The sequence below is a fragment of the Flavobacterium cyanobacteriorum genome (genome assembly GCF_002251835.1).
GTDB lineage: Bacteria > Bacteroidota > Bacteroidia > Flavobacteriales > Flavobacteriaceae > Flavobacterium > Flavobacterium cyanobacteriorum.
Window position 1 is genome coordinate 85219 of record NZ_NOXV01000304.1, and the last position, 22410, is coordinate 107628.

General features: G+C 41.0%; 20 protein-coding genes. 8 read left to right on the top strand and 12 right to left on the bottom strand.

Translation table 11 applies throughout. The annotated features are described in order from the left end of the window. Positions 1 to 6 precede the first annotated feature (6 nt). The 3 genes from CHU92_RS14745 to CHU92_RS14755 are packed head-to-tail and all read right to left on the bottom strand — an operon-like array spanning position 7 to position 2148. A complete protein-coding gene (locus CHU92_RS14745; RefSeq protein WP_094416899.1) occupies positions 7 to 369 on the bottom strand; it encodes a carboxymuconolactone decarboxylase family protein in 363 nt (120 codons plus the stop codon). Then, positions 362 to 1183, bottom strand: coding sequence for a twin-arginine translocase subunit TatC (gene tatC, locus CHU92_RS14750; protein ID WP_207759855.1), 822 nt, complete (start codon positions 1181 to 1183; stop codon positions 362 to 364). Before tatC ends, CHU92_RS14745 begins: the two co-directional genes overlap by 8 nt. Then, complete coding sequence (locus CHU92_RS14755; RefSeq protein WP_094416901.1) at positions 1183 to 2148, bottom strand: KpsF/GutQ family sugar-phosphate isomerase; 966 nt, start codon at positions 2146 to 2148, stop codon at positions 1183 to 1185. Before CHU92_RS14755 ends, tatC begins: the two co-directional genes overlap by 1 nt. 88 nt (positions 2149 to 2236) lie before the next feature. Here CHU92_RS14755 and recQ point away from each other — a divergent pair, with 88 nt between their 5' ends. Beyond that, on the top strand, positions 2237 to 4432 hold the full coding sequence (gene recQ / locus CHU92_RS14760; protein ID WP_094416903.1) for a DNA helicase RecQ: 2196 nt from the start codon (positions 2237 to 2239) through the stop codon (positions 4430 to 4432). Positions 4433 to 4546: 114 nt separating this feature from the next. Here recQ and CHU92_RS14765 read toward each other — a convergent pair whose 3' ends face one another. After that, on the bottom strand, positions 4547 to 4783 hold the full coding sequence (locus CHU92_RS14765; protein ID WP_094416905.1) for a hypothetical protein: 237 nt from the start codon (positions 4781 to 4783) through the stop codon (positions 4547 to 4549). Positions 4784 to 4902: 119 nt separating this feature from the next. Then, positions 4903 to 8577 (bottom strand): fibronectin type III domain-containing protein, encoded by a 3675-nt coding sequence (locus CHU92_RS14770; protein ID WP_094416907.1) that lies wholly within the window; start codon positions 8575 to 8577, stop codon positions 4903 to 4905. Between the two features lie 100 nt (positions 8578 to 8677). Here CHU92_RS14770 and CHU92_RS14775 point away from each other — a divergent pair, with 100 nt between their 5' ends. Then, positions 8678 to 9307 (top strand): thymidine kinase, encoded by a 630-nt coding sequence (locus tag CHU92_RS14775; RefSeq protein WP_094416909.1) that lies wholly within the window; start codon positions 8678 to 8680, stop codon positions 9305 to 9307. Here the strand turns inward: CHU92_RS14775 and CHU92_RS14780 are convergent. After that, on the bottom strand, positions 9289 to 9624 hold the full coding sequence (locus CHU92_RS14780) for a hypothetical protein (RefSeq protein ID WP_094416911.1): 336 nt from the start codon (positions 9622 to 9624) through the stop codon (positions 9289 to 9291). The genes CHU92_RS14775 and CHU92_RS14780 overlap by 19 nt on opposite strands. 116 nt (positions 9625 to 9740) lie before the next feature. Here CHU92_RS14780 and CHU92_RS14785 point away from each other — a divergent pair, with 116 nt between their 5' ends. The 3 genes from CHU92_RS14785 to CHU92_RS14795 all read left to right on the top strand — a co-directional run bounded on the left by CHU92_RS14785 (position 9741) and on the right by CHU92_RS14795 (position 13866). Next, entirely contained in the window at positions 9741 to 12188 is a 2448-nt protein-coding gene (locus tag CHU92_RS14785) for a bifunctional UDP-N-acetylmuramoyl-tripeptide:D-alanyl-D-alanine ligase/alanine racemase (RefSeq protein WP_094416913.1), read from the top strand. A gap of 44 nt (positions 12189 to 12232) precedes the next feature. Next, positions 12233 to 12640 (top strand): large-conductance mechanosensitive channel protein MscL, encoded by a 408-nt coding sequence (mscL, locus tag CHU92_RS14790; RefSeq protein ID WP_094416915.1) that lies wholly within the window; start codon positions 12233 to 12235, stop codon positions 12638 to 12640. A 236-nt stretch (positions 12641 to 12876) separates the two neighbouring features. Continuing rightward, positions 12877 to 13866 (top strand): aspartate-semialdehyde dehydrogenase, encoded by a 990-nt coding sequence (locus tag CHU92_RS14795; protein ID WP_094416917.1) that lies wholly within the window; start codon positions 12877 to 12879, stop codon positions 13864 to 13866. Between the two features lie 148 nt (positions 13867 to 14014). Here the strand turns inward: CHU92_RS14795 and CHU92_RS14800 are convergent, their stop codons facing one another. Next, positions 14015 to 14653, bottom strand: coding sequence for a hypothetical protein (locus CHU92_RS14800; protein ID WP_129583106.1), 639 nt, complete (start codon positions 14651 to 14653; stop codon positions 14015 to 14017). Positions 14654 to 15144: 491 nt separating this feature from the next. On the opposite strand from CHU92_RS14800, the gene CHU92_RS14805 reads away from it, so the two are divergent. The 3 genes from CHU92_RS14805 to CHU92_RS15925 all read left to right on the top strand — a co-directional run bounded on the left by CHU92_RS14805 (position 15145) and on the right by CHU92_RS15925 (position 17695). Then, the gene (locus CHU92_RS14805; protein ID WP_094416921.1) at positions 15145 to 15879 is read left to right on the top strand and encodes a lysophospholipid acyltransferase family protein; all 735 of its coding nucleotides are present in this window, start codon (positions 15145 to 15147) and stop codon (positions 15877 to 15879) included. 9 nt (positions 15880 to 15888) lie between these two features. Further along, positions 15889 to 16884: an acyl-ACP desaturase gene (locus CHU92_RS14810; protein WP_094416922.1), complete on the top strand. Its 996-nt coding sequence runs from the start codon at positions 15889 to 15891 to the stop codon at positions 16882 to 16884. Between the two features lie 670 nt (positions 16885 to 17554). After that, positions 17555 to 17695, top strand: a complete 141-nt coding sequence (locus tag CHU92_RS15925) for a hypothetical protein (RefSeq protein WP_165764509.1) — start codon at positions 17555 to 17557, stop codon at positions 17693 to 17695. 100 nt (positions 17696 to 17795) lie between these two features. Here the strand turns inward: CHU92_RS15925 and CHU92_RS14815 are convergent, their stop codons facing one another. The 5 genes from CHU92_RS14815 to CHU92_RS14835 form a co-directional block, all read right to left on the bottom strand. Further along, positions 17796 to 18575: an SDR family NAD(P)-dependent oxidoreductase gene (locus CHU92_RS14815; protein WP_094416924.1), complete on the bottom strand. Its 780-nt coding sequence runs from the start codon at positions 18573 to 18575 to the stop codon at positions 17796 to 17798. A gap of 1 nt (position 18576) precedes the next feature. Then, a complete protein-coding gene (locus tag CHU92_RS14820; protein WP_094416926.1) occupies positions 18577 to 19017 on the bottom strand; it encodes a DUF2141 domain-containing protein in 441 nt (146 codons plus the stop codon). Positions 19018 to 19096: 79 nt separating this feature from the next. Then, entirely contained in the window at positions 19097 to 19693 is a 597-nt protein-coding gene (locus CHU92_RS14825; RefSeq protein ID WP_094416928.1) for a Crp/Fnr family transcriptional regulator, read from the bottom strand. Between the two features lie 165 nt (positions 19694 to 19858). Then, positions 19859 to 21421, bottom strand: coding sequence for a hypothetical protein (locus CHU92_RS14830; RefSeq protein ID WP_094416930.1), 1563 nt, complete (start codon positions 21419 to 21421; stop codon positions 19859 to 19861). Between the two features lie 5 nt (positions 21422 to 21426). Continuing rightward, entirely contained in the window at positions 21427 to 22284 is an 858-nt protein-coding gene (locus CHU92_RS14835; protein WP_094416932.1) for an ABC transporter ATP-binding protein, read from the bottom strand. Positions 22285 to 22410 lie beyond the last annotated feature (126 nt).

The following is a 22410-nucleotide window of genomic DNA, read 5'->3' on the forward strand; positions in this document are numbered from 1 at the left end:
ATATTGTTATTGATTAGAGCTTCCTGCCTTTTCTTCCAACGCTTCCCAAAACTCATAAGCCCTCCGGAGGTGCGGTATCACTATGGTTCCGCCCACCAGTGTGGCTATGCCAAGTGCTTCCATAACCTGTTCTTTTGAAAGGCCTTCTTTATGGCAGGTTTCCAGGTGATATTTGATGCAATCATCGCACCTTAGCACAGCCGAAGCCACAAGCCCCAGCAGTTCTTTAGTTTTAACGTCAAGAGCGCCCTCCATGTAGGCGTTGGTGTCCAGGTTAAAAATGCGTTTTATTATCTTGTTGTTATCCGCCAGCAGCTTGTCGTTCATCTTTTGGCGGTAGTCATTAAATTCCTGTACCAAATCAGCCATTTGCTTCTTCTTTTAATCGTTTTTTATTCATTCGTGCCGCAATGAGTATACTTACCTCATACAGTATAACCAGCGGTATGGTTACAATGAGCTGGCTTACTACATCAGGAGGCGTTACTATGGCAGCAATTATAAGGATTATCACGTAAGCATACCGCCTGTAGTTCCTTAAGAAGCCCGCGCTTACCAGCCCTATTTTTGCCAGGAAATACATAATTACCGGCATTTCAAAAACCAGGCCACACGATACGGCTGTAGTCTTTACCAAGCTAAGGTAGGAATCAAGGTCTATATCGTTCTTTACCACATCGCTGATTTTATAATTCCCTAAAAAATTGAGGGAGAGCGGTGTTATAAGGTAGTGCCCAAAGAGTACACCGATAAAGAAAAGTATTGAAGTAGTAATAATGAATACCACGGCATATTTTTTTTCCCGGTCATACAGCGCCGGGCTTATAAACTTCCAGAATTCCCATAAAATAAAAGGGAATGCCAGTATAAAGCCTGCTGTTATTGAGGTCCAGATATCAGTTGAAAACTGGCCGTCCATGGTGCGGCTCTGTATTTCAAAAGGCAGTTGCTTTATACAAAAGCTTTTGTCAAGGTCATATTTATTGGCAAGGTCGCAAAAAAAGCGGTAGGTAATAAAATCACCATCCTTAGGCGCAAAAATAATCTCATCAAAGATAAAATCACTGAATGTAAAGGCTATACAGCCACAAATAACAATAGCAATAGAACTGCGTACCAGCAGCCAGCGCAGTTCTTCCAGGTGGTCTAAAAAGGACATTTCGCCCGATTTATTTTTTGCCATTATACAATGCCTTCTTTTAAAATGTCGTGTAAATGCAATATACCTTTATACTCACCCTCATCAGCTACTACAAGCTGTGTAATGGAGAAATTCTCAAGGGTATGGAGGGCATCTATTGCCATGTCAGACGATTTTATCATTTTTGGGTTGTGTGTCATAATATCCCTGGCAGTTAAGCCGGCAATGTTGTCATGATTGTTTAGCATTCGCCTTATGTCACCGTCAGTAATTATCCCTACTACTTTTTCATTTTCAATGACTGCCGTAACTCCCAGCCTTTTTTCTGAAATTTCCACAATAGCCTTTTTAATGCTGCAGTCGGGGCTAACTACCGGCTTGTGTGTGCCGTCGAGCATATCGCCAACGCGCAGCAGCAGTTTTTTGCCCAGCGCGCCGCCCGGATGGTATTTAGCAAAATCTTCGCTCCTGAATCCCCGCATTTCTATAAGGCATACAGCAAGTGCGTCGCCAAGTACAAGTTGTGCTGTGGTACTGTTGGTAGGGGCCAGGTTGTTAGGGTCCGCCTCATGGTCTACATACGCATGGAGTACAAAATCGGATTGTTTTGCCAGGAAAGATGTTTTGCTGGCCGTCATCCCTATCAGCAGGTTGCCAACACGCTTGAGTAACGGAGCCAGTACTTTAATTTCGGGGCTGTTGCCGCTTTTTGAAATGCACATTACCACATCTCCGGGCTGCACCATGCCCAGGTCGCCGTGAATGGCTTCAGCGGCATGAAGGAACAGGGAAGGGGTTCCGGTAGAATTAAGTGAGGCTACAATTTTTTGTGCGATTAGTGCACTCTTACCTATACCGGTTACTACAAAACGGCCTCTGCAGTTATATATCGACTGCACAGCTTCTGCAAATCCATCATCAAGGAACTGTGCCAGCTTGCCAATGCTCTCACTTTCAGAATATATCGTCTTTTTGGCAGAAGCCAGTATTGCGTCTTTGTTTATCACGCTTTGTGAATGTTTAAATATTTGCGGGTAATAAAGATTTTTGTATCTTTAGGTTCTGCAAATTTATGTAAATTACTATTAATAAATAATGAAACCGACCGAAATTGACTTACATAAAGAGTTAAAAAAGTATTTTGGTTTTAACACGTTTAAAGGCCTGCAGGAAGATGTCGTGAGGAGTATTATTACAGGGCACAATACCTTTGTAATTATGCCTACAGGAGGTGGCAAATCGCTCTGCTACCAGCTTCCAGCCCTTGTGCTTGAAGGTACCGCAATTGTAGTTTCACCCTTAATAGCCCTGATGAAGAACCAGGTAGATGCTATCAGGAGTTTATCAAGCGAAACCGGCATAGCCCACGTCCTTAATTCATCACTTACCAAAACGGAGGTAAACCAGGTTAAGAAAGATATAACCTCAGGCATAACCAAACTTTTATATGTTGCCCCTGAATCGCTTACTAAAGAAGAATACATTACTTTTCTCAGGAGCGTAAAACTTTCCTTTGTGGCTATTGACGAGGCACACTGCATATCCGAATGGGGACATGACTTCCGACCCGAATACCGCAACCTGCGCAGTATAATAAGGCAGCTCGGCGATGTGCCTGTTATCGGGCTTACTGCAACAGCCACGCCAAAGGTACAGGAAGATATCCTGAAAAACCTTGACATGCCCGATGCTAACACTTTCAAGGCGTCCTTTAACAGGCCTAACCTGTACTATGAAGTACGTCCGAAGACCAAAAATGTAGAATCGGATATCATCCGCTTTATCCGGCAGCATAAAGGAAAGTCGGGTGTTATATACTGCCTCAGCCGTAAAAAAGTAGAAGAAATAGCACAGGTGCTGCAGGTCAACGGCATAAGCGCAGTACCGTACCACGCAGGGCTTGATGCCAAAACACGTGCCAAGCACCAGGACATGTTCCTTATGGAAGATGTTGACGTCGTAGTAGCAACCATAGCGTTTGGAATGGGTATTGATAAGCCCGATGTCCGTTTCGTTATACACCATGATATCCCAAAATCACTGGAAAGCTACTATCAGGAAACAGGCCGGGCAGGCCGTGATGGCGGCGAAGGGCACTGTGTTGCTTATTACTCCTATAAAGATATTGAAAAACTGGAAAAATTTATGAGTGGCAAGCCTGTGGCCGAGCAGGAAATCGGCTTTGCCCTTTTACAGGAAGTAGTGGCCTACGCCGAAACCAGCATGAGCCGCCGTAAGTTCCTCCTCCATTATTTCGGTGAAGATTTTGACGAGGTTAACGGTGAGGGCGCTGATATGGATGATAATGTACGAAATCCGAAAAAGAAAACAGAAGCGCAGGAAGAACTGGCAGTTTTACTCAAGGTGGTGCGGGATACCCGGCAACTCTACAAAGCTAAAGAAGTTATTTTTACCCTTACGGGAAAAGTAAATGCTATCATCAAGGCACACAAAACAGACACGCAGGGATTTTTTGGTACAGGTAACAATCGTGATGACAAATACTGGATGGCGCTCATTAGGCAGGTGCTTGTTGAAGGTTACCTTTCAAAAGACATAGAGTCTTATGGCGTACTAAAACTTACGCATAAGGGGCAGGCTTTCCTGGCAAACCCGCATTCTTTCATGATGAGCGAGGATCACGATTTTAATGAAAATGAGGATGAAGCCGTGGTTACTGCATCCAAATCAACCGGTACGGCAGACGAAGCCCTTATGGCCATGCTGCGCGACTTGCGTAAAAAAGTGGCTAAAAAATTAGGGGTGCCGCCATTTGTGGTATTCCAGGATCCTTCTCTTGAGGATATGGCACTTAAATATCCTGTAACTCTTGAAGAACTGGGTAATGTGCATGGTGTGGGCGAGGGCAAAGCCAAAAAATACGGTAAAGATTTTGTGGAGCTTATTGCACGTTATGTAGAAGATAATGATATTGTTCGCCCTGATGACCTTGTGGTGAAATCTACCGGGGCCAATTCCGGCCTCAAACTCTATATCATACAAAACATTGACCGTAAGTTACCGCTTAATGATATTGCTAAAGCCAAAGGCCTGGATATGGATGCCCTGCTGAAAGAAATGGAACAGATAGTTTACAGTGGGACAAAACTGAACATAAAATACTGGATAGACGAGATATTGGACGAAGACCAGCAGGAAGAAATCCATGATTACTACATGGACTCAGAATCGGACAACATTAAAGATGCGCTTAAAGAATTTGACGGCGAATATGATACCGAAGAATTGAGGCTCATGCGGATAAAGTTCATCAGTGAAGTAGCCAATTAAGCTGTCGCAGTTTTCAGTTCCATTCTCAATTAATCAACAATAAAAAAGTCTCAGAACAGTACTGGGGCTTTTTTTATTTATAAAATAGTAGCGGAACACTGGCGACTACACGGCCTACTGATAAACTTCCCCACGGTGCGGTTTTAGTGCATCCCGTACGGGTATCATATAATCATCAGTTACTACCATCCAGGCTGTGGCATACATGTCATTAATAATGGTAAACCCTGTAATATTCAGAGGAAGCTTTTCAATGGCAATATATTCTTTGAGGTGTTTTTCATGGTGTTCAGCGGTTTTGGCTGCACCGGGGCCGCGGAAATCCCATATTAGCTTTATTTGTCTTGACATAGTTGCGGTTTACAAAGTAGCAAAGGTACAAACTTTAAGTAAGATTGAAGCTGTCCCCTCTGGATAGAGAGGGTGTGTCATTAAACTAATTTTTCTTTAAGTACACGACAAAAATTGTATTAAATTAATTTCCAGCTTATTGNAACCGTAACTGTGACTGATTTATCAAAATCGCCACATCCATTTGGGTCGCTGATGGTAGCCATATAAGTGGTTGTGCTGGTGGGAGAAACACTAAAAGTTGCCCCCGAACCTACCTGAATACCGGCTACTTTCCAGATAGTATTGTTACCACCTGTTGTTGATAGCACGGTTGCATCACCGCTACAAATAGTCACATCTCCTGAAATAGTAAGATTGCTGCCATCTGAAAGGAAACGGGTAATGGTGCTACTCTTGCTATTATTTGCCGCAACCTGGTCACCTGATACCGTTACCGAGGTAACCAAATCATACGGAGTATTAATTAAAGGCAATGATAACGGGGTTGAAAATACATGATCAATTTCAGCGCCTATGGCAATTGGCCCCGGAATAACTTCACTGATAACAGGGCCTCCATTAAGGGTATATGCAATTGTATAATCACTTAAAATCTGGTTTCCGTTGTTTTTAACTTTTATGGTTAAGGGCGGATTTCCCGCTAAGCCGCATCCGGCGGATGGCGATACTATTGAAGTCAGCTGAAGGTCCGTTACAGGAGCTGTAAACCAATAATTCCGCATATTAGAAACCAGAGATGCACGATTCACTTCCTGATCTGTCGGAAAAACCACTAACTCTTGTATAAAACCATCAGAGTTTGAATTACCGGCACTCCTGCCTATATAAAATCCATTATTAACCCCTGTTTCTATACCTGGCATTCCTGTTTCAGAAATCCTTGTATAAGGGTTGCTGTTATCTTCCCTGTAAACCAGGTTAGTAGCCCCTCCTGACCATGTTAAGGATGAAACTAACCGGTTCAGGTTAAAAACGTTGCTTACCCTGTAATCACTGGAACTGTTTGCACCATCGCTATATATGTAATATCCGGAGGCGGCTTTCCTCCTTTCAAAAAGGAAATAGGGGCTACTTGTTTTAAAGGAAAGAATCCCCAAATTGGAACTGCTTACCTGATTAACCGCAAAGATGCTCCTGGCTGACCCGGGGTTTAACATATTGCTATTGCCGGTAAGGTAACGAGAATTGCTAATACCAATTTTAGGCTTTCCGTTTTCATCCACGGTAACAGCGCCTGACAGAACTATTTGGGGCTGGGAGTTGATGTCAGACTGAGTGGCATTAAGGCTATTTCCGCTCTGGTCATACCAAACAGATATAAATCCATCTCCTGAACCTACAAAAGCAGTTAATTGCACAAGGTCCAAATCGCCTGCGGCAGTAAAATTAATATCCTGCTCCCCACCGGAACTTTTTCTTACCCTGATAGCAGGGCCGTTATAAGCAGGGCTTAATCTTCTTAAACTATAAGCGCCGGCAGTTGCATAATTAACATCAAGTATTTTATTAACTACCTTAATTACAATAGGGTAAACTACACTGTTACCACATCCGTTATTAACCACTAATGAACCGGCATAATCTGCTCCGGGGAGGTTTGATGGTAAACTGATTGTTAATATACCATTACCTGACCCATCGGGTGTCATGGCTGCCGCACTCACATTAGCAAAACCTGCGGCAATAGCGGAGGGACTCCAGGTTATTGAATAATTAGTTGGGTTGCCCGTTGCCGCCGTGTAAGGTAATGAAACATTGCCGGCGTCGCTTAGGACAACCGGAATGGTCCCTAAGGTGACATCAGTAACAACTATATTATAAAAATTGATTTGATTACACTCGATGGCGTTACGGTCCTGGGCTGAAAGCGAGGAAGGAAAAACTATAATATCGGCAATTCCCCCACTCCATGTTTTATCCGACATACCAATACGTGATGTATTGGCAGAATTGAAAACACCTGTAAATGCATTTGCGGTTGTAGCATTATTAAAAACATTATTCACATAAGCATCTGCCCTTACCCCAAATTGTTTCACAATAGAATATTGCCCGCTACTAAACCCGTTTATGTTCATGTTTTGCCCAAAAGTCTGGAGAAGGCTGCCTGTCAAGGGAGATGCATTGTAAAAATTAGCATTGCCCTCGGAGCCCCCCAAAGAAGAACGCTCAAAAACAAACCCGGAATAAGAGTTTGCGTAATCTCCGCCCAAAGCAAAAATACCTCTTCCTTCATTTGCTCCGACAGCATTACCATTTACCACTACACAAACAGACAGGGAAGCATTATCAAGGCCAAAACCAGGTCCTGTAAAATAATCATCAATGCCGTCAAATTGTATAGAAGGCTTTCCGTTCTGAGTTAAAATTTCACCATTTTCAATTATTTTTGACTGATTCGTCTGTATAGTCTGGCTGGCTACCCTGCCATTACCACTCTGGTCATACCAAATAGTTACAAAACCATTATTAGAGCCTATCCAGCTACCAAGAGTGCCTGCTGTAGCCACTCCCCCTCCGTTGGCGCTTACCGGTGAGGTAAGCGAAATTACACCTGTAGCATCAAAATATACATCAACTAACTGATTATCATTGCTTCGCCTAATACGGATAGCTGGCCCTGTATAGGTAGGCGAAAGTTTTCGGATACTATAGGCTGCCGCAGCAGGGATTGTTGTTGACAGGATATTGTTCAACGATACATTGGGTGTGGCTGAGGCAATATTTGACCCAGGGCTTGTTCCATCAGCATTCGTGGCAAAAACCTGGAAGTTATAAAGCAGGCCGTTAGTCAGGCCTGTTACTGTGAAGTTTATAGTTGTCGCATTAACCGGAACCTGTGCCCAGTTAGAAGCAGAATCAAGTTTGTACCTGATTATGTAGCCGGTTAATCCTCCAACACCTACATTGGCAGGCGGCTGCCAGCTCAGATTGACAACTGTATCCCCGGAAGTGGCTACAAGATTTAATGGCTGTGTCGGGGTACCGGTAACAACAAAACTACGCGATTCGACAATACTCCAAACACCAAATTCATTTTTCACCCTGACGCTGATTGTATGCGGCCCTATACTAAGTTGTGGGGAAACCATGGCTATAAGCATGGATAAATTGATAGGCACAACGCCGCCGGAAGAAAAATCCCCGGGTATATTTATCCCTGTGCCCACCCCTAAATCCGTATCGATGAAATATTCTGCCGCAACAATATTTCCTGTCTGATCCACTGTCTGGTTACTGTTCAGGTAAAAGGCCCTGCTTTCAGCGATGCTCCACACGCCTGCCTGGTTTTTTACCCGTACATTAATGGTATGAAATCCCGGCGACAGGTTGTTTGGCGCGCCNGGTTGTCGGTTGTCGGTTGATGGTTGTTGCGTGCCGGTTGCTGGTTGTTGACTTTTTTCGCTTTCCTTTTCTTTTGGCTGTTGGCTTGTGGCTCGTGGCTCCTCCTCTGCTTGTGGCTTGTGGCTTGTGGCTTGTGGCTCCTCTTCAGCTTTCGGTTTTTCACTTTTGGCTTTTGCCTTCTTCTCTTCTTCCTTTGCTTCCTGCTCGCTGGCCTGTACAGGCGCTGTCTCTTCAATACCGTAGATCTCCTCCAGTTTTTCCTCAGCCGATGCGTAGCCTATCGTAGGCTTTACGTCATTAAAATTGTCTTCCACAAACTTAAGCACCGATATTTTTTCATACAGTTTAAGGGTTTCCTGCTGCAGCTGGTCCAGTTCGGCCCTGTTCTTTAGTTTAAGGATGCGGTGTGCAATACTAATCAGTTCGGCTTCTAATTTTTTCTTCATAACTTTTGGAATTATACGGAGTGGCGCAATAGAATTTTAATAAATTTGTTTTACAAAGGTAACAGAAATCATTTCTGTTTTACTGCCTGAAAAATACAAAATGTTTCTCGAAAATACAGTAAACCATAAAGAACAGTTCGGGTGGATTGAGGTCATCTGCGGGTCAATGTTTTCGGGTAAGACGGAAGAACTTATCCGCAGGCTGAAAAGGGCACAGTTTGCCCGCCAGAAGGTAGAAATATTCAAACCCGCCATTGATATCCGCTACCACGATGAAATGGTAGTTTCGCATGATGCCAACGAAATCCGCTCCACACCTGTAGAGTCCGCCGCCATGATACGCATACTGGCACAGGGTTGCGATGTCGTAGGCATTGATGAAGGCCAGTTTTTTGACGATGAAATTGTAGCGGTATGCAACGACCTTGCCAACAGCGGCATACGTGTTATTGTAGCGGGGCTGGATATGGATTTTAAAGGCAACCCTTTCGGGCCAATGCCTGCACTTATGGCCACTGCCGAATATGTTACCAAAGTACACGCCGTATGCACCCGCACGGGCAACCTTGCCAATTACAGTTTCCGCAAGGCCAATAATGACAGCCTGGTTTTACTTGGGGAAACAGAGGAGTACGAGCCTCTGAGCAGGGCAGCATATTTCATGGCAATGCGGGAAAACCAGCCGGAAAAACAGAAAGACAGGGAAAACAATCAGGGGAGGGAAACATAATGCCCAATCAGCATACCTTCGGCAACAAAGGCTTCGGCTTCATAAGTAATTCCGGCAGCATTATCAATCCAGACCAGTTTGTATCTGTCCGAGCAGCTTTCGTTGCTGGCAATGGGCTCTATTACCAATTCGGCCGAGTGGGGTTCGCCTTTTTCTGACCAGCTTGAGAGGTAACGCCCTACAAAAGGATCTGCCCCCGTATCTTTAGGCACGGCATATTCGCCTGATAAGGTAAAAAGCGTGTTATTGGTAAACTCGCCTTTAAGGTTACCATCCTCTGTTTTTCTGAGATAAAATGAGCCAACTATCTTACTCACAAGAGTTTTGCTTATCTGCAAATATAATAAATAGTAATATAGCCCTGCATCTTACAGTAATAAAAAGATTTATATACTTTTACAATAAATAACAAAACCACAAAAAGTAGTTTGCCTTGAGCCTGCACATACAATCAGTTATACCGGCAATGCAAAGCCGTTTCGAAGGCCCACACCCGGACGCGGTTATTGACAATATTTCTATTGACAGCCGCTCGCTGCAAAATAATGCGGGAACGTTATTCTTCGCACTTCCGGGGCAAAACCGTGACGGGCACCGGTTTATTACCGAGCTGATTGAAAAAGGCGTGATCAATTTTGTGGTGGCCTACATTCCTGAAGGTGCGCAGGGCCGCGCTAATTTCTTCCTCGTAAATAATACGCTCAGGGCACTGCAGGACTTTGCTGCTTACTACCGGGGGCTTTTCAGTTTTCCTGTTATTGCCGTTACGGGAAGCAGCGGAAAAACTATCGTTAAAGAATGGCTAAACTACCTGCTCAGCCCTGATTACAACATCATCCGCAGCCCCAAGAGCTATAATTCGCAGGTTGGTGTGCCGCTTTCGGTCATCGGCATCAATGAAAAACACAATCTTGGCATTTTTGAGGCCGGTATATCCACCAGGAGTGAAATGGCAAACCTGGAGCACATCATTAAACCGGATATTGGCGTGCTTACCAACATCGGGCCCGCCCATGATGAGGGTTTTGCCGACAGGCAGGAAAAAGCGTTGGAAAAGCTAAAACTTTTCAGCAGGGTTAAAGTCCTTATCTGCCGTAAGGCGGAATATATTTCACAAATTATTAATCAGGTTCCAAAGCTTTATACCTGGTCTTATGAAGATGGCGCCGATGTGCAGGTAAAAAAAGAAGTACTGGCCACAGCCGGAAAGACTACCCTTACCATACTGGCGTCCGGAAAGCATTTTTCAGCTGAAATCCCTTTTACTGATGAACCTTCCACAGAAAATGCCATAAACTGCCTGATGGTAATGCTGTACCTCGGCTACGATGAAGCAACCGTGAAAGAGCGGCTGGCAGGGCTTTACCCGGTGGAGCTGCGGCTGCAGGTGAAAAACGGCATAAACGGCTGTACTATTATTGATGACAGCTACAGCAGTGATTACCAGTCGCTGAAAATAGCCCTGGATTTCCTGGAACAGCACAAAACACACCCTGTTAAAACGGTTATCCTTTCTGATATTTTCCAGAGCGGCTTTGAAACCGATGAGCTTTATGCCAGGGTGGCAAGGCTGCTTTCAGGCCACAATATCAGCAGGGTTATAGGCATTGGTGAAACCATAAGCCGGCAGCTGGCAGATTTTCCTAATTTCCAGCCTTATGCCACTACACAGGAGTTCCTGGCCCACAACCCGGCCGGATCCTTTGCCAATGAAACCATTCTGGTAAAAGGCGCCCGGAGCTTCCGTTTTGATGAGATTGTGGTGCTGCTTGAAGAGAAAACCCATGAAACAGTGCTGGAGATAAACCTGGATGCCATTATACATAACCTCAACTTTTACAAGAGCAGGCTAAAACCGGAAACAAAGGTTATGGTTATGGTAAAGGCGTTTGGCTATGGCAGCGGCAGCTATGAAATTGCCAAGGCGCTGTCGCACCAGAAGATTGATTACTTAGGGGTCGCCTTTGCCGATGAAGGCATAGCCCTGCGCAATGCAGGCATACAAACCCCAATCATAGTGATGAACCCCGAAAACAGTGCTTTTGCCGCTATGGCCGCTTACAGCCTTGAGCCTGAAATTTATTCTGTTCGTGAGTTGCGCGCGTTCATAGCCGTGGCACAGCAGAAAAACCTTTCGGACTACCCGATACATATAAAACTTGATACTGGCATGCACCGCCTTGGCTTTGAAGCCCACCAGCTGGACGAGCTTACAGGCCTGCTCAGGAACAACAACTTTGTAAAGGTACAAAGCATTTTTAGCCACCTCTCTTCCAGCGATGTGCCGGAGTTCAGGGAGTTTACACTGGGGCAGATAGTAAAATTTGAACAATGGTCGCAGCAATTGATGCAGGCGCTTGAAATATACCCCATGCGCCATATCCTGAACACATCAGGCATATACAACTATCCGGAAGCCCAATATGATATGGTACGCCTTGGGATAGGGCTGTATGGCATAGGCAATGACCGGGCTGAGCAGGCACAACTGCAAAATGTGGGGACTTTAAAAACCGTTATACTACAGATAAAAGATATTCCTGCGGGCGAAAGCATTGGCTACAGCCGCCGTTACAGGGTTACTGAGCCCGTACGTATAGCTACCCTGCCGGTGGGCTATGCTGACGGGATACCGAGGGGCTGGGGCAATGAAAAAGGCTATGTCCTTATAAATGGCCGCAAAGCAGTTATTACAGGTACTATATCAATGGATATGATGATGGTAAATATAACGGGCATTGACTGCCGGGAAGGCGATACTGCTATTATTTTTGGCACTGTGCCCTCTGTTACAGAAATTGCGTCCATTATGGACACTATACCCTATGAGATTTTAACAGGGATATCGCAGCGGGTTAAAAGGGTTTTTTATAAAGAATAAAAGATTTTTGTAAATTAGCTAAGCTAACCAACAAAGATGAATCTATGGCATTGATAAAAGAATTTAAGGAATTTGCACTTAAAGGCAATGTAATTGACCTTGCTGTGGGTGTTGTTATAGGCGCCGCTTTCAATAACATTGTAAAATCACTGGTTGATGACATTATAACACCGCTGATACTGACACCCGCACTAGAGGCAGCCAGCCTTAAAAACCTGGCAGAGCTCACTATACCGGGCACCGCTGTTAAATATGGCAGCTTCCTTAGCAATGTCATCTCATTTATTATAGTTGCCTTTGCCCTGTTTTTAATTGTTAAGGGCATTAATGCTGCCAGGAAAAAAGAAGAGGCCGAACCTGCCGCAACGCCAGCGACAACCAATGAGGAAAAACTGCTTATGGAAATACGCGATGCTATAAGGAATAACAATGCTTCAGGGCCGGGCCAATAAGGCCTCCACAGTGTTATGACTATTAAAATTAGTGACGTTTCCGTTACACTATATATTCTTAAAACGATGTTCCACCAAACCGCCCCACCACAGGCGGTTCTTTTTTTAAGCCCTGAATTACACTAATCATACCAATTTTCGGATTAACTAATGTGTGCTAATGTGTGTAATTCATGGCTGATAATACATTGTATAACGGTTTTGACTAATTTTGCACCAAATTAATTTGTATAACTATGAAAGTTGCTGTTGTTGGCGCTACCGGCATGGTAGGCGAAGTAATGCTTAAAGTACTGGCTGAACGTAATTTCCCTATAACGGAACTAATACCTGTGGCTTCAGAAAAGTCAGTAGGCAAAGAAGTTGATTTTAAAGGGAAGAAATACAAGGTGGTAAACCTTGATACAGCCGTAAGCATGAAGCCGCAAATAGCGCTTTTCTCAGCCGGTGGCGATACCTCAAAAGAGTGGGCGCCTAAGTTTGCCGAAGCAGGGACAACAGTAATAGATAACTCTTCTGCCTGGAGGATGGACCCGACGAAAAAGCTCGTGGTACCCGAAATAAATGCCTGCGGGCTGACGGCCGATGACAAGATCATAGCCAACCCTAACTGCTCCACTATACAAATGGTGCTGGTGCTGGCGCCGCTCCATAAAAAATACGGCATTAAGCGTGTGGTGGTTTCTACGTACCAGTCGGTTACCGGAACAGGAGTAAAAGCCGTAAAGCAGCTGGAAAATGAATATGCGGGCATTGAGGGCGAAATGGCTTACAAGTACCCTATCCACCGTAATGCCATCCCACAAATAGACGTATTTGAAGACAATGGCTACACCAAGGAAGAAATGAAAATGACGCGCGAAACCAAAAAGATCATTGGTGACGATTCTATAAAAGTAACCGCTACCACGGTCCGCATTCCTACTGTGGGCGGGCATAGCGAAGCAGTGAATGTGGAGTTCAGCCGTGATTTTGACCTGGCCGAAGTACGCAGGATCATTTCCGAAACCCCCGGGGTTGTAGTGCAGGACAATACGGCCGCTTTTGAATACCCTATGCCACTGTATGCCGAAGGAAAGGACGAGGTTTTTGTAGGCCGTATACGCCGTGACGAAAGCCAGCCGAACACGCTCAACATGTGGATAGTGGCCGATAACCTCCGTAAAGGCGCTGCTACGAATGCCGTACAGATAGCGGAGTATTTGGTTGAGAATAAGCTGGTGTAAGTTTCTTTGTTTTTACCGGGATTCCGAAATTTTTTATTAAATGCAACACAATTGCATTTTCATTACCTTTTTGTGCTAACCTTTGCAGCACATGAAGAGAAAGTTTGCGTATTGGTAAAAAAAAAGGCGGGGATTACCGCCTTTTGTACTATAAAGAACCAATGTTTCTCAGGTTAGCCAAATCAGATTGAATTTTGTCATATGTTACCTGGCTTATTCCGCCATCAATCCCTTGATTAAGCATATCCTGATGAAAAACGGCTTCTGTTGCATACATTTCAATTTGATCAGCCTTTTGGCTAACAAATTTAGAGTGACTACTGCTAACTTGTTGCAAAGCCTTTAAAGATTCGTATAGGACTGTAAAGCCAATATATTTTTCAGCTACAAGATCTGTAATATATTTTTTAAGTTTTTCTATATTTTTAGAAGTAGGATATTGCTTAACATAGCCTATAAAATCTTTTTTAACTAATATTAAATATAGAAGATTTTGTTTTACATCGCTGGCAAGTGAATTGCTATACAGGGCATCAAATGTTTCCCAAGTAACGGAAGGATCGTCTATTTTAGCCTGAATTGAATTTGCTTCCTCAAAATCTCCAAAAGCCTCAATGTCATTCACCGTAACAAATGGTATTTGTTCGGTATAATTGATGCTGGCTACCCTTTTAGTACTTGGCTTGATTGTGGATTCAGTATCCGTACCCACATGGGATGAATTATCGGCACATCCGAATGCAATCAAAAGTGAAGCGATAGAAAATGGTCTTAAAAAAATTTTCATAAGAATTAAATTTAGCACATTGATGTTACAGGTTCTGTTCCTCTATCAATTACAACAGTAACTTTATTTCTGTTGTTTGTTATAGTTTGTACATAATTAACCCTGCCTTCTGTCGGTTTAGGACAGCCTTGTGTCCTATTAGATACATTCCAGGTGTAGGTATAAGTCACTGTGTAGTTCCTATGCTCAGTTTCACACTTTTTCCTACACACTTTTGCATCTGCTATTAGTCCTGATAGCATTACACATAATAAAATTAATTTTTTTTCATACAAGTTCTTTTAAGTTCTACAGCGCAAAAAAAAAATTAAAATTTCAAAATTCCGGCTTGTTAATTTTTTATATTTTCTTACATCTTCAGGTTAAATAATCATCTTTATTTTTCAGCAGGCTATCGGCCTCAAGCCACAACCGAACTATGCCTGCATACTAAATCTTTTTAGAATGTAATAAAAAGGCACTACTTTTGCCCCTATTATTTGTACGAAAACATGCAAAAGGTATTTTCATACCCTATATCAGTAGTTTATTATATAGTTTTTTTACTGCTCCTGGTGCTATTTCACCCCATACAGTGGATTTGCCTGAATATATTTGGCTACCAGGCGCACAAAAAGAGTGTTGATATACTGAACCTGGGTATTGTGAGGGCTACCCACCTGTTGGGTACTGCTTATACGTTTACCGGCCGGGAGAAAGTGCCGCATGGGGTGCCGCTTATTATTGTAGCCAACCACCAGAGCATGTATGACATACCGGCTATCATCTGGTTCATGCGAAGGTTCCACCCGAAATTCATCAGTAAGAAGGAGCTGGGCAAAGGGATACCGAGCGTGTCCTACAACCTGAGGCATGGCGGCTCCGTACTTATAGACCGCAAAGACCCTAAACAGGCCCTGCCTGCCATAAAAAGCATGGCCGATTATATAGAAAAAAACAAACGATCTGCAGTGATTTTCCCTGAAGGTACACGAAGCAAAACGGGCGTACCCAAACGATTTTCAGAAAATGGCCTTAAAATCCTTTGTAAATATGCCCCTTCTGCGTATATTGTACCTGTAAGTATCAACAATTCCTGGAAACTTGTCCGTTTTGGGCAGTTCCCGCTGGGATTAGGATGCCATTTGACCTTTACGATACAGGATCCTTTTCCCATAAAGAATATTCCTTTTGACGAAGTGATGGTGCGGGCAGAAAACGCTGTAGTACAAGGAATAAACACTTAAATTATTACTATGTCTATTAAAAACATTCGGCTTGAAGTGATGCAGTTCTTGGAAAAGAACATTGATTCTTTTGTGGAGAACTACCTTATACCTGTCGAGAACATATGGCAGCCAAGTGATTTACTGCCTGATTCGCAAAATGAAAAATTCATGGAGGAAGTCAAAGAACTCCGTGAGATAGCCAAAGACCTGCCGTATGATTTCTGGGTAGTGCTTGTGGGTGATACTATTACCGAAGAAGCGCTGCCTACCTATGAATCCTGGCTGATGGATGTGGAAGGGGTAAACCAGGTGGATGAAGGCGGCAACGGCTGGAGCCAGTGGGTACGGCACTGGACCGGTGAAGAAAACCGCCATGGCGACCTGCTGAACAAGTACCTGTACCTGAGTGGCCGCGTAAACATGCGCGAAGTGGAAATGACCACGCACCACCTTATAAACGATGGTTTTGACATTGGCACCGACCGGGATCCGTACAAAAACTTTGTATACACTAGTTTCCAGGAACTCGCCACATACATTTCGCACAACCGCGTGTCGCAGATAGCCAGAAAGTTTGGTGACAACAAGCTCAGCAAAATGTGCAAGCTGATTGCTGGCGATGAAATGCGCCACCACATGGCCTACAGCGAGTTTGTGGACCGCATATTCAAGGTAGACCCCAGCGAGATGATGCTGGCATTCCAGTACATGATGAAGCAGAAGATTGTAATGCCTGCACACTTCCTCAGGGAATCGGGGCAAAGGCTGGGTGCGGCTTTTGAGCAATTTTCAGATTCGGCACAGCGTATAGGCGTTTACACCGCCACGGATTATGTGGATATCCTGAAAAAGCTGATAGACAAGTGGCAGATAGACAAGATTAACGGCCTTACGGCAGAAGCAGAGAAAGCACGCGACTTTTTAATGAAACTGCCCGAAAGGATGGCAAGGATAAGCGAAAGGCTTGTAATACCCGAAGAATCGCATATTTTTAAGTGGGTACAGCCTGCCCTGGTAAGATAAGATGAAGCCGTCTCCATATTAAAATTTGAGGCGGTTTTTTTAATCCGGCTTTGGCCAATAGTTTATTATTTTAAGATGAGGATAAAGTTGCCGCAGGCGGCCATTTTTTTCTTAAGTTACTTGCTAAAGCCATTATTTTTTGCTTATTATTCTTTTAAAATACTTTTGAAGCTTTTCTGAAATTAAACTTTTTGATAGTAAACCATGGTTAAATATAGTGTGCCGCTGGCAAAGCGCCCATGTTATTGCCAGGCCCGCTAAAAGAGGAGATCCCCATGCGTTTTTACTGTTTACTTCAAAATAAATCAAAACGTTAAACCGTTGTTAATTTTTTAAAATGTTCTTTTTTTGGAATAGCTTTTTTATCTAACATTGCTGAATGTTTAATTATTATTTTAATATCAATCCTGTCCTAAATAAAATTTAACACTATCAAACTTAACCATTTTGTTGGATAATTTTGGTTTTATATCCTTTTTTTCAAAACAAAACCCCCTGAATATTTTTTACTTCACTTTTTGGAGGTTCTTCAAAAGGATAATCTAGCCAATCTTGAAGACTAATTTTCACAAAAATATTNTAAAATAATTTTAATAAGTGTCACTCAAGACGCTAAAAAAAAGCATCTTGAAGAAAAAACTATCTATGAAGCCATGGATATACACCTAAAATGAAGCAAGAAGGTATGGAGGTTCGGTTGTGGAACCCCGATAAGAAAAAGGAAGAAACGTATATTTTAGCACCCATGGCCAAAACCGTTCTACGACAGATTGCATTTCCTAAAATGGCAAAAATAGTTTCCAATGAATAAGCTAATAAAACAAAAAACATCTAAATTGGTATATGAATGTTAACACTTTTAAATCTCATTTCTGACGATTCTTCTTTCAAAATTATAGGACGACAAATACTCAGTTCGCTTTCATAACCCTAGCTGCTATGTTCAATCGAAATTTACTAGAAGGCGTAATGCTCGAAAAGAAAGCCAAAATTTTGTTTTTAAAACCCGGAACTACATGTAGTTTGCCATTCATCATTCCATTAAAGCCAACAGCAGCAACATCAATGGCACTCATTACACCGCTATCGTATAATTTGGCATGTTTCATATCTGCCCTCTCAATAAAATCAGTTTTAGTAGCTCCTGGTGATAAAACGGTAGCGGTTACACCTGTATTTTCAAATTCTTTATGAAGGGCTTCGGTAAAACTTATCACATATGCTTTAGAGGCTCCATAAACGGCAAAAAAAGGATCAGGCTGAATGCCAGCTGTTGAAGCAACATTTAAAATTCTACCCTTTCCATTTTTTTTCATTTCTTTAGCGTAGTAATAAGTTAGCTCCGTCAAAGCGATGATGTTTAAATTCAACATTTCAGTATACTTTTCCATACTTCGTTCTATAAACAAGCCGTAATCACCAAAACCTGCATTATTAACGAGGTAGGTTACAGTGAGATGATTGTTTGTCACACAGTTGTAAATAGCTTCACGCCCATCGCTTAGGGATAAGTCTGTAGCGACACAAAACACATTGATGTTATACTTATCCAAAATGGTATTTTTGACAATTTCAAGTTTATGTTTATTTCTTCCAGCCAACAAAATATCAATATCCTTCTTGGCAAATAACAGGGCTAATTCAAAACCTATGCCCCCTGAAGCACCCGTAATTATTGCTACCTCTTTCATATTAGTCAATCAATTTTATGGAAATTGTACTATTCGCATGGTTAAATGTAAATTTGCAATCGGAGAAACTCGGACTCGAAAGCTTTGGCTTAAAATTATTGGAAAAGCCAAATGGTTCTTTAGGGTAGCCAAAAAGATTTTTATCCAGTTTTCCATTACCATTTAAGTCATGAGAAATAGCTACTGCATACTCTCCAACAGGCACTTCAAATTCAACTATTTCTGAAGAACCTGATGTGGGAACTTTAATGTTTCTCCAATATTTGTCAAAAGCGGGAAAATCATCACCAGCTCTGTATATACCTACATAAAGTATTTTATTGTTTTCTTTAATGTTGGTAATTTTTATGGTAAGCTTTTTTGTAGCTACAACTGTTTGTCCTTCAGCCCCAACCGTGACAAAAAAAACCAGTAGGAGGAATAAAAATTTGAAAATTTGCATATCAATTTCGTTTTAAAATTAAGATGCAAAGTTGAAATCCTTCTTCAATACTTTCATTCACATTTGTGAAGAAATGAATTTAGGGCTTACTTATCTCTTTTCTCAATCTGCTGAGGCTTTGTGGAGCCACCCCCAGGTAAGAGGCTATCAAGTAGTGTTGAAACTTGTTGAGCAAATAGGGCTCGTCTTTTAAAAGTTGTAGATACCTTTCTTTAGCATTTGAAGTAAGTAGTGTAAATGCTCGTTTATGAACATTTTCATAAGCTGTTGCCGACATAATACTTGCCACTTTTTCAAGATTGATTGATTTTGAAACTATCTTTTGAATGTTAGTGTAACTCAAAGTTATTGCTTCAATATCTTCAAGAGCTTCAATAGTAAGATGGGAGGGGGTTTGTCTCAAAAAGCTATAATAATCTACCAGGAAATAGTTTTCAAATTTTGAATCAGCATCATTAAAATGAAAATTCCAGGTAAACTCCTGCCCCTCATGATTAACAAAATAGGATCTTGATTTACCAGAAACCGTAAACAGTATAGAATTGCAAATACTACCTTCTTGCACTATTTTATCTCCCGCCTTATAGCTCTTATTTGATAGTACATTTTCTAAAGCAATAGTGTCCTCATTGGATAGCGAAATAAACTGGGATATGAATTTTACAAACTGGTTCATTTTTTAATAAGAAATTAAACTAAAACATCCTACAGTAATTGGAGGTTTCAAGTCATTGAATATAGTGTAAAATATTTTTCAACCCATTCGAAATAACTGTAAATTGTTACATTGCAATTAAAAAAATCCAAAAACAGCATTTCAACAATACGTTTAAGTTTCATTTTAATCCCTATTTAAACGCCTTTTTTTCAATGAAAAGGACAAAATTATAAGTAGAGAAGTAAAAAGCACCTGAAATGTTATATTGTGTTTAAAATCAGACGACCAAATAATATAACTAACTGTTCCTCCAGAAGAAATGCATATAAATGTGATGAACAAGAATACAAACTCAAAAAAACGTCTTCCCGAAAACAAAATGCCCAAAAAAAGGCTAAATAAAATAATCGAGATAGCAGATAAAATGACCTGTATAATTTCTAAAAACTGTTGCAAAAAACACAATCTTACTATAACAGGTAACGCAAAAATAAGCGCTAATATAGTGCCTGCTAAAAATTGAGATAACAATAATCTTTTAAGAGGCTTATAAGTACTGTAGATAAATGCAGTAGTTCTAAAATCTTGTTCTTTTGTAAATAAATCAGACCATCGATTCACTTGTAAATACCAAATTATGGGTAATCCGATAAATAAAGCGTCTTCAATTGGTATAAAAAACAAACCAATAAAACACCCTAAATTGAGTATCCAAAGACGAATTGAGCCCTTTCGAATCAAAAGTAAAAATTCAGCAAAAATTAAAGGGAATAATCGATAATCTGTATCGACTTTTTGCAAGTTTTCAAAATAAATTTTCCGTTTAGATGTCTCTTCTTTATATAAATGTTTTACATGTTGCAGCTTTGGTAATACTCTTTTAGTTTTGACATCAAATCGGTGAAAATAAACTGAACTTATCTTGATAGTTACCAATGAAAAAATTATCCAAAATAATCGAGACAAGTAAAATTCGAAACTAAAATGGGAGCCTTTAAAAAGAAAATAATTTAAATTTGAATCTGCATTGTAATTTATTCCTACAGAAATTTCTTGAGTGTTTGAGATTATACTTTTCGGAATTGCTATAGAAATTTCATTCAATAGAAACTGAATACCTAAAGGGTCAACATAGTAAATAAAACTACCGCTTATAAAATGGGTAACTCCCAACAAACCAATGAACAATAACATGAAAATCAAATTCATTATGTTCGTTTTTTGAACAAATACAACTTCAAAAAAAATAGTTAAAGCTGACAAAACAAAAACACTGGGAAATGTTACAAAAAAATAAGGGCTAGCAAATTGGAAAAAATCAAAAGGATAATTTTCCACTCTGTAAAATGTTAGCCCCAACGCCAATAAGAATACGACAACAACAATTGTAGAAAATAAAAAAAAATGGCTAACCGCTTTAGCAAGTAAATATTGGAAATTGGTAATAGCTGAACTAGCTATCAGCTGTCCAACCCCAGTCTGTAAATCATTTCTAATACTATTATTAACCACATAAAATCCAAATAACCATAAAAAAAAACAGGCCATAATTGCAGTAGAATGGCCTATCCATGCAGCATTGTTCAACCCCGTATAATCTCCAATGCGTATAGTGGTATAATGATCCTGAGGCAAGGGAACAAATTTATAAGCGGCAACTACACTGATAATTAGTAAAACAATAAAAGAATTACTCCTTACCCTTTGTAAAAAATCAGCATATAAGATACTAAAAAATTGATTCATAAGGTTTATTTTGAAAGATATAAAAATGCATCTTCAAGTGTAGGCTTACACAAAACAGCTTTAGATGGAGGTGAGTCGGAAACAAATCGAATAAGAGCTGTTTCTCTTTTTCGTAAGATACTTATCACTAAAAAATTCATCTTAAAAGAATAAATTTCCTCTTTTGAAATTTCAATTTCAAACACCTTATTGTCAACCACCTCTATAATATCCTCTTGACATCCTTTTCGTACCAATATCCCTTTTTTCATAATCATCACTTCATCTGCAATCAACTCTATATCTGAAATAATATGAGATGACAAAAGAATTATTCTATCATGAGAGAGTGCTGAAATAAGATTTCTAAACCGCACACGTTCTTCTGGATCAAGACCTACTGTAGGTTCATCAAAAATCAATATCTTAGGATCATTCAACAAAACTTGTGCAATGCCTAAGCGCTGTTTCATTCCTCCAGAATATGTATGAATAGAGCGATTAGACACTTCCAAAAGATGTACGCTTTCTAACAGTTGATTTATTCTTATATTTAAATTTCTACCACCAACTCCCTTTAAAGCAGCTATGTACTTTAAAAACTCAAATCCTGTCAAATTTGGATACACTCCAAAATCTTGAGGTAAATAACCCAATACCTTACGTATTCTATTTGGAGTATTTAAAATATCTTCCCCATCTAAAGTTATAGCTCCTGATGTCGGCTTTGAAACGGTAGCCAAAATGCGAAGAAGTGTCGATTTTCCTGCCCCATTGGACCCTAATAATCCGATAACACCATTCTTAATTGTTGTCGAAAAATCAACTAAACCTAATTTATCTTTAGTGTATTGCTTTGTTACATGACTAATCTTGAGTTGCATAAAAAAAAGTTGTTATTTTTAAATTAGTTCTAAGAAATATAGGGAATCAAAAATAAAAAGTCAACAAAGAACTGCATGACACCAATCCTGTCCTAAATAAAATTTAACACTATCAAACTTAACCAT

Bases quoted from the DNA above. Each gene is read 5' to 3' on its own strand.
- CHU92_RS14745 (WP_094416899.1), bottom strand. From the start codon at position 369: ATGGCTGATTTGGTACAGGAATTTAATGACTACCGCCAAAAGATGAAC.
- tatC (WP_207759855.1), bottom strand. From the start codon at position 1,183: ATGGCAAAAAATAAATCGGGCGAAATGTCCTTTTTAGACCACCTGGAA.
- recQ (WP_094416903.1), top strand. From the start codon at position 2,237: ATGAAACCGACCGAAATTGACTTACATAAAGAGTTAAAAAAGTATTTT.
- CHU92_RS14765 (WP_094416905.1), bottom strand. From the start codon at position 4,783: ATGTCAAGACAAATAAAGCTAATATGGGATTTCCGCGGCCCCGGTGCA.
- CHU92_RS14775 (WP_094416909.1), top strand. From the start codon at position 8,678: ATGTTTCTCGAAAATACAGTAAACCATAAAGAACAGTTCGGGTGGATT.
- mscL (WP_094416915.1), top strand. From the start codon at position 12,233: ATGGCATTGATAAAAGAATTTAAGGAATTTGCACTTAAAGGCAATGTA.
- CHU92_RS14795 (WP_094416917.1), top strand. From the start codon at position 12,877: ATGAAAGTTGCTGTTGTTGGCGCTACCGGCATGGTAGGCGAAGTAATG.
- CHU92_RS14800 (WP_129583106.1), bottom strand. From the start codon at position 14,653: ATGAAAATTTTTTTAAGACCATTTTCTATCGCTTCACTTTTGATTGCA.
- CHU92_RS14805 (WP_094416921.1), top strand. From the start codon at position 15,145: ATGCAAAAGGTATTTTCATACCCTATATCAGTAGTTTATTATATAGTT.
- CHU92_RS14810 (WP_094416922.1), top strand. From the start codon at position 15,889: ATGTCTATTAAAAACATTCGGCTTGAAGTGATGCAGTTCTTGGAAAAG.
- CHU92_RS15925 (WP_165764509.1), top strand. From the start codon at position 17,555: ATGAAGCAAGAAGGTATGGAGGTTCGGTTGTGGAACCCCGATAAGAAA.
- CHU92_RS14815 (WP_094416924.1), bottom strand. From the start codon at position 18,575: ATGAAAGAGGTAGCAATAATTACGGGTGCTTCAGGGGGCATAGGTTTT.
- CHU92_RS14820 (WP_094416926.1), bottom strand. From the start codon at position 19,017: ATGCAAATTTTCAAATTTTTATTCCTCCTACTGGTTTTTTTTGTCACG.
- CHU92_RS14825 (WP_094416928.1), bottom strand. From the start codon at position 19,693: ATGAACCAGTTTGTAAAATTCATATCCCAGTTTATTTCGCTATCCAAT.
- CHU92_RS14830 (WP_094416930.1), bottom strand. From the start codon at position 21,421: ATGAATCAATTTTTTAGTATCTTATATGCTGATTTTTTACAAAGGGTA.
- CHU92_RS14835 (WP_094416932.1), bottom strand. From the start codon at position 22,284: ATGCAACTCAAGATTAGTCATGTAACAAAGCAATACACTAAAGATAAA.